The organism is Nitrosomonas sp. Nm84 (genome assembly GCF_003201565.1).
Taxonomy (GTDB): Bacteria; Pseudomonadota; Gammaproteobacteria; order Burkholderiales; family Nitrosomonadaceae; genus Nitrosomonas.
On the sequence record NZ_QJJP01000050.1, the window covers coordinates 1 to 7,983 of the forward strand.

Annotated in this window: 5 protein-coding genes and 1 pseudogene; 3 read left to right on the top strand and 3 right to left on the bottom strand. The window is 45.9% G+C overall.

Annotated elements, in window-relative coordinates:
• Positions 1-483: 483 nt before the first annotated feature.
• A complete protein-coding gene (locus tag C8R34_RS15570) occupies positions 484-2,169 on the bottom strand; it encodes a protein kinase (protein WP_110342143.1) in 1,686 nt (561 codons plus the stop codon).
• Between the two features lie 472 nt (positions 2,170-2,641).
• Here C8R34_RS15570 and C8R34_RS15575 point away from each other — a divergent pair, with 472 nt between their 5' ends.
• Positions 2,642-3,181: a PEP-CTERM sorting domain-containing protein gene (locus C8R34_RS15575; RefSeq protein ID WP_110342145.1), complete on the top strand. Its 540-nt coding sequence runs from the start codon at positions 2,642-2,644 to the stop codon at positions 3,179-3,181.
• Positions 3,182-3,355: 174 nt separating this feature from the next.
• Here the strand turns inward: C8R34_RS15575 and C8R34_RS15580 are convergent, their stop codons facing one another.
• Positions 3,356-3,736 (bottom strand): rhodanese-like domain-containing protein, encoded by a 381-nt coding sequence (locus C8R34_RS15580; RefSeq protein WP_110342147.1) that lies wholly within the window; start codon positions 3,734-3,736, stop codon positions 3,356-3,358.
• A gap of 248 nt (positions 3,737-3,984) precedes the next feature.
• Here C8R34_RS15580 and C8R34_RS15585 point away from each other — a divergent pair, with 248 nt between their 5' ends.
• Both C8R34_RS15585 and C8R34_RS15590 read left to right on the top strand, forming a co-directional pair.
• Positions 3,985-5,520 carry an APC family permease gene (locus C8R34_RS15585; RefSeq protein ID WP_110342149.1) on the top strand — a complete coding sequence of 512 codons (1,536 nt, stop codon included), beginning with the start codon at positions 3,985-3,987 and terminating at the stop codon, positions 5,518-5,520.
• Positions 5,521-5,792: 272 nt separating this feature from the next.
• Positions 5,793-7,037, top strand: coding sequence for an EAL and HDOD domain-containing protein (locus C8R34_RS15590; RefSeq protein WP_110342151.1), 1,245 nt, complete (start codon positions 5,793-5,795; stop codon positions 7,035-7,037).
• Between the two features lie 289 nt (positions 7,038-7,326).
• On the opposite strand, the pseudogene C8R34_RS17195 reads toward C8R34_RS15590, so the two are convergent.
• Positions 7,327-7,888 (bottom strand): annotated as a pseudogene (locus C8R34_RS17195) (transposase); the annotation flags it as partial.
• Positions 7,889-7,983 lie beyond the last annotated feature (95 nt).

The following is a 7,983-nucleotide window of genomic DNA, read 5'->3' on the forward strand; positions in this document are numbered from 1 at the left end:
AAATACTTTATGACGATATTTCGGAATCCATACAAAGTGATACATCAACCTGAATACATGATGACTATGTCTCTGCAGTTCCATAAGCTGGATAGTCTACAATGGCCTATCGCATTGTAGACTATCCAGCTCGGGGGCAAGCCCCCGTGATTTTCGCGATGCGGTTAAATTACCTCCGCCAAAGCCGGAGGCTTATTGGGTGAACGCCTCAAAGGCGTCTTAAACCATGAGCCGCCCAAGGCGGCTAAACGTCCAATTTCATTTGGTCGTAGTGTTCATCCTCATTAAAAAGAAAAAGAATTTTTCATACTAGGCTCCTGGATTATGCTGCTCACTACCTGCCTCTAAGGAATGCCAGATAAAACTTTAGTTCACCTGATTTTACAAGCGACTTCAGATCGGAATCAACGCATATTTTAAACCTGCTTCCCAGCGTGTAGCGACAATGTAGACCATTTTTCAACGGTCTGTTAAATAGCCGCATTATTCAGCGTTCCCCAGTCCCGCCCGGATACTCTTCAACTTAGGGTCATCCGGCAAGACAGCTTCAGCTCTTTGCAGATAAAGCTTGGCGTCATTGAGCCTGCCTTCGGCTCTTGCCTTGCCGATAAACTGGGCATAGCGATCAACGATTTTCTGCAAACCAGTGAGCGCTTGCACGTTATCCGCTTCCATAGCAAGCACCGTTTGGTAGTATTTGTGCGCATTATCTCTTAACGGTGTGGTAAGACGCCCTGCTTTCATGGCCTTCTCGGCAGCAGCCAAATGCTTACTGATGGATCCGCCATCAGTCTGTTTTTCTGAAAAACTTGGCTGCTTGGACTGAGTCAGTGATTGGTCAATCCTTGCCAATTGCTGACCACTGTCAGGCTCCGATTCAATTGTCGTTTTATCCTTGAACGCTGGTTCGATAATCGGTGGAGTAGTTACACTGTCCGCCTTTTGCTCAGCCACATGCGTCGTTTCTTGGATGGTTTCGGATATTTGGTCTACGTTGGATGCCTGATTCGGCTCGGCAGTGACCGAAGCGACAGATTGCTGTTCTTGTGTTTCCGATTCGATGGCTGCGGCTGATTTTCCGGGATTACGCTGGAATAAAGGCTGGGTGGTTACTATACCTGATTTATCTGCCACTATTTCTGCAGGTTTTTCATTAAACCATAATCCAAAAACCACCAATGCAACGATTCCGGCCATGACACCGACCCATAGCGTGCTCTTATTATTTGCGGTCGCTTGCTCTGGAGTCAAAGCGCTTGCCTGATCACTGGCGGAATCTGATTTTAGTAATGTTATTATCTCGGCTGCCGATTGCGGCCGATGATTATACTCAGGTTGCAACATCCAGTTGACCGCTCGCAACAACTCCGCACTGTAGCTGGCATCCGTAGTTCCGGAAAGTAAAACCATCGGATCTGGCTCACTCTTACTTAAAAGCATTGCCCGGCTCTGCACAACAACAGGTTGCTGATGCGTCATACAATAATACATCGTTGCGCCCAGCGCATAAAAATCGGTTGCGGGACCGGACTTCTTTGCCGGCTCATATTGTTCCATCGCTGCGTAACCGGCGACCAGCTCATCAGCGAGCTGAGCCGTGCGCGCCGCGATAGTCAATCGTGCAGCAGAGAAATTGGTCAATAGCGGCTCTCCATCCTTGCCCAAAATAATCGCTGCCGGTTGAATGCCGCCATGCACAATACTGTGTTCATGTATTTTCTGCAAAGCAGTCAAAATCGACACCAGAATGAATTTTAATTCTGTTTCGTCAAATGTAGTCGGAGCCTGGATTAACTTGAGAAGCGACACACCTTTTTTGGGGACACCCAGAATCAGATAAGCTGTCCCATTGAGTTGCAAGACATTCTCAGTGATCACAATATTGGGATGTTCGATTTGTGTCAGAATTTCAGCCTGATCCAAAAATGCCTTTAGCCCATACGCATAATTTTCTTTATCACCCGCTGACTTGAATTCAACACCAAGCCCGTCGTTTGCGCGAATGGCAAAATCATGCGGAAAATACTCTTGTATTTTTACCCATTCCTTGAGATGGTGATTCCAAGCGCGATAGACGATATCGAAAGTGCCAACTTTTGAGACATCTTTGATTTCGTAGACGCCGATTTGAGTACCTACAGGCAAAATTTGATTGTGTATGTATGTCATGATAGCGAGTATCCTGTTTCTAGTCTCGATTAAATCTCAGATCCAGAGAGATATTATGTGCGCTCTGCTTTGATGCAAGCCCAGCAATGGAGAGACTCCACTCCTAAGTTAGCTGGTAAATAAGCATCGACCTAGCGCAATAAAGCCGATAAAATGTGCCACTTCCTAATAGTTTAAAGCAACTCAGATTATGATGAGTCAGTATTTTCTGATTTGAATAAAACCAAGTTAACAAGCGCTGATTTTGGTGCTTTCACCATCACACGTACAAAATATGTAAGTAAAGCCAGCATATCAATGTTGTGATAAATTGCTGCGCGACAATTTGTCACATTCCCAACCACGTTCGTTTCGTTTAAATTTCACAAAATAATGATGTCGAATGGTTTCCCCGTGTATGTTCTTACTATAAAACAAGACCACGATGCTATTTTGCCCGAGTAGGTTGTAGAAAATTTTAAAAGGATCAGCTATGAATAGCACACTAAAATATGTATTGCTTTCTACCATCATGACGTTACTGTTTGTCGTCACAAAGAGTGGCCATGCAAATAGTAATTTCAGCGCTTTCAGTGAAACCATGCGAACCGTCCAGTTACGTTTACCTAATGTCACCATCCGCGACACATTACACGGCATCGGTATTGCAGAAAATTTATTCAGAACAATGAATAATAGGCGTATCACTGACGATTACAACAACCCAGCAACCGTTTTTACCGGTAGCAGCTTCCTTTATGGTAGCAGCGCAAACCACAATATCTATAACAATACCAATCACTTACCTAATTACTTGACTCCAGGAATCTTGCCGGTAAAAAAGAACTTTACAATGCTTATGAGCATTCCCCATCCCGCTGGTCACGATATCCTGATGACGCAACAACAACCTCTACTTTCGTATCATTTTGACACCACCGCAACCGTACCGGAACCGGAAATGCACACCCTAGTGCTGCTATGTATTGCTTTATTGGGTGTCAGCGCCCGTCGTCGCTATAAAAATATTTGAAGTTTGTAACAGAAATCAGCATTCTAAAATCAGTTCGAAGCGCAAATAAACTTGCTCCACGCGCCCTGCACCTATCCCCACGGCAAGACCACGGGAGAATTGCAAGTTTATGTGTAATTAATGCGTGCGCTGAGCCTGTTTTCAGTGCCGTAACGGCAACACAGACAGTTTCTATTAAATTGACTTATCCTTTTCAAGCGGATAATCGGCATCACGCCAGGCTCTGATTCCGCCATCCATCGATAGCACATTGGTATAACCCATTTGTTGCAATGCATCCGCCACCAGAGCCGAGCGATAACCTCCTCCGCAATACAATACGATGGGTGCTTGCTTATCAGGTACCACAGTTTCGATATCGCGTTCAATAATGCCTTTTCCCAGATGACGGGCACCGGCCGCATGATCTATCCAAAACTCATGATCCTCCCGCACATCGATAAAATGGAATTGTTCACCTCGTGTCAATCTCGCCTGTACATCAGCTGCGGTACATTCCTTTATGCGCTGTTTTGCTTGTTCCACTAATCGTAAAAATCCCGGACTATGTTGCATGTATATTCTCCTTATCCATTCATCGACACTGTCAGAAGCTGGCTTGGACTGTACCAAAGATCCCATATACGGTCAAAAGAACCACAGTGCGCAGAAATCATGCAATACCTGAACATATTGAGAAATTAACCTGTCGTCAGGTATTTTGATCATTGCGCGCTGTTTTTGACTTAGCTCTCAATCTTTGCTACTTTCCGGCTCAGAAAAAAAGATTCTTTCTGCCACTCCCAAGAAACATGAGGTATTAGATGCACGAAGAAGCGGTAATGCATGGGTTAAAAGCCAAGGGATTAAAAAAGGGATCCGTATCCAAATCGGCCGCGGTCACCATTGGTCTGGCGGCGACCGCTCCGGCGTACTCACTCACTGGCGCATTGGGGTACGGCGCTTCCGAGAGCGGTTATCAGTTGCCGATCGTATTTTTGTTATCGGTAATCCCGATGTTCTTCGTCGCACTATCCTACAAACATTTAACCACTTCTGCGCCGGACTCCGGTACAGTTTTCACCTGGGGCACCAAAGCCATTGGCCCTCGATTTGGCTGGTTCGGCGGATGGGCGCTATTGTTAGCCAGCATATTGGCAGGAGTCGCTGCGACCCAGATCATCGTCAACGCAACCGCCATCATCTTTAATTTAGAAGAAATGCCCGCGTGGTTTCGCTTTGGAGTCGCCACGTCGTTCATTTTCATCACGACATATCTGACCGCGCTCGGGGCCGAGGAATCTTCGCGCACCACCATGATTCTAACAATCACTCAATACGGAGGACTCATCATACTCGCAGCGATCCTGTTTATACGTATCATGCAGGGAGAGGCCGTGAGCACCGCCGAGCCGTTCTCGCTAGAATGGCTCAATCCGTTCGCGATTACGTCATTCAATGCTTTTTTGAATGGATTTCTTGTCGCACTATTTATATTCTGGGGATTTGACGCAGCGCTGGCAATGTCTGAGGAAACCGATGGCAGCGCCGAACAAGCCGGACGCAGCGGCATCATTGCCATGCTCATCACAGTTGTCACATATGTCGTTTTCTCCACCGCAGCGCTGGCATATGCCGGTATCGACGTGCAGGATAAATCTAGCCTAACATTCGAAGGCAACATCGATTCGATTATCACATCTCTGGCAACCGATAGCATCGGCGCAAACGGAGCTCTGGCTGCCGCGCTGATCATCGCAATTTCGGCTTTTTCATCCACCATGTCCACCATCATGCCGGCAGCACGCGCTGCACTGGCCATGGCAATATACCGGGCGATCCCGCGCAGATTCTCTTCCGTCAATGAGACAACGCAAACACCAAAGTTTGCAACCTGGACAATTGGATTGATGACACTGGCAATCTACATCACGTTAAACCTGATCAGCGAATCCATCGTCAAGGATACGATCCATAGCGTCGGCATCGCCGTTTGTACTTACTACACAATAGCGGCGCTTTCATGTGCTCTATATTTCCACCGCACTGCATTTAGTCACTGGCACACAGCGCTATCGCAAGTGATTTTGCCGATTATTGCTGCGGCCATTTTGATCGCGGTGAGCATCATTCAGGCATGGAACATGATGGACCCGACTTATGGTTCCAGTGGATCAATTGCTGGCGTAGGCGCCGTATTCCTGATCGGAGTAGTCACTTTGTTGATTGGCATACCGCTGATGGTGCTGTGGAATATGCGTGAACCCAAATTTTTTCGCGGCGAGACGCTCCCGTTGGAAAGAGCGCATATGATGCCCAATCATCGTAACGACAACATCGCCCACCCCGTCAAGCGATAAACAGGCACCGAAAAACCGGCAATCACGACGCCCCACCAAGCCCTGAGTCATCAATACGGGCACAGTATTCTTCTCTCAGAAACAGCCCCTTTGGGCATCTAATTCCCCGCATTGCACATTAAATTCAGCACCGAACCCCCGTGCTGCTCCTGCTCCTGCTCCTGCTCCTGCTCCTGCGCCTAGCACATTGCTAGCCAAAACTCAAGTTAAATCAATCTTGGACGATAACCACAAGCGTACAAAATGAACTAAGCGAGCATATAGGAGAGAACATGAATGAAGTTTATCTTGGCAGATTACCGATTCTCGACAATAAACAAAATTTAGTCGCATTCGAACTCTTATTTCGCTCCGAACAACAAGATAGCGTCACTGTCACCAACAATTCCGCAGCTTCCGCAAATGTCATCATCGACACCTACGGACAATTAGGTATAGAAAATGTGATCGGAAAACGGCGTGGTTTCATTAAAGTAGATGCGCAGTTATTGATGAACGATGCGATTTGCATGCTCCCCAAAAAACACGTGGTCCTGGAAATTCTAAGAAATGTAGAAATCAATGATGCCATTATCCATCGCTGCTCATTTTTAAAACAAAAAGGCTACCAGTTAGCGCTTTCCAACGTTGTTCAGCTAAACAAACAGCTAAGCAACCTCATGCCGCTAATTAATGTGGTTAAAGTCAATGTGAACGCATTAAGCCAAAGTGCATTAATCAATCTCGTAAAAGAACTCAGACGCTGGCCGGTTTTATTGTTAGCCGAAAAAGTTGAAAATCGGGAAACTGCCAGACGTTGTATCTCCTTAAACTTTCAAATGTTGCAAGGTTTTTATTTTGCAAAACCAGAGATCATCTCGGGAAAACGTATTGATCCATCGAAACTCTCGCTATTGAAATTATTATTACTGGTTGTTAAAGACGGTGGGGTGGATGACATTGAAAATGAGCTTAAATATCAACCCGGTTTAAGTTATAACTTGCTGCGCATGGTCAATTCAGCGGCAAGCGGCCTACCGAGTAAAATCAACTCCATTAAACGCGCCATTATGATAATCGGGCGAAAACAATTACAACGATGGATACAAATACTGCTCTATGCCGCCAAGCAAAGAGACGGCAGTACATCCGATGCATTAATGCAAACCGCCGCTGCACGAGGCAAACTGCTAGAGTTCATTGCCACAGCTGATCGTCCCCATGATAAAAATCATCAAGACCGCGCTTTTATGGTCGGTGTTTTATCCTTATTAGATACCTTATTAGGCGTTGAAATGTCCAAATTGGTTGAAACACTCAGTATCCAGAAAGACATGAGCGAGGCCTTGCTGGCTCGGCGCGGCTATCTAGGACGTCAATTGCAATTGATTGAAGCCCATGAACAAGGTGAATTTGAAAAAGTCTCAGCAATATTGTCGGAAATCGGTTTTCTCAGCATCACCGAATTCACTGCGATGGAACTGGAAGCTACCGCTTGGGCAAGCCGCATTAGCGATACCGTCAACCAATCTGAATAAAAAAACTCCAGTAGAATTAATGCGCTGATTGAATCGAAACTCATGCAATCACTTAATAGAAATGGCTTCGCAAATTCGGACAGTCGGGAAAGTGTCAATCTTGCTCAACCCAAGCCGTGTAATAGACGGCAAGAAAAGGAGCGAGAGTATGAGAAGGACGAGAAGGAATCACGCAGCGGGATTCAAAGCCAAAATGGCAATAGCCGCAATCAAGGGTGATAAGACCCTAGCTGAGTTAGCTGAACAATTTTTGATGGAGACTGTAAATTTAACTGTGTAACTGCCTGAATTAGACATACGCAATCAGTCGTCCTTCGAATTCGATCATAAAACGAGGCGGATTCAAAGCCGCCTTCCAGTTTTTTTATTGGCATGGCCCAGTTTCGAGATGCTCCCTGTACCGCTAGGAAAATTACTTTTTTTGCGGGATCATCTGTTGGAAACGATTTATTTTTTTGACTGCCTTCCGAATAACACTGTTGAACGATTCGATGGCATTGGTTGTATAGATGGTCTTTCTGATTCCCGGGGTATTTGAAGAGTGTGCAAATGTTGTCCCAATGCGCACGCCATGATCGGCCGATCTGTGGATATTATTCATCCCAGCGTGCGGAAAATTGATCGAGTGCCAGTAAAGCTTCTTCCTCGGTTACAGACTGATAGATGCGTTTCAAGTCGGCAGTGACGGCCTTATAGTCCTTCCATGCCACAAACTTAACCGAGTTGCGCACCATATAAACAACACATAACTGTATTTGGGTGTCGAGGAAAACCGTGGCGATAGCATCAGGAAAGCCCTTCAAGCCGTCAACACAGGCAATCAAAATATCCTTGACGCCACGATTCTGAAGTGTATCCCGTCAGCGCAAATTGGACAAAATAGCGTGATTGCCTAAGAGAGTGTTTTAGTTCATCGTTACTTTAAAAAGGAGCGATGAATGACAGG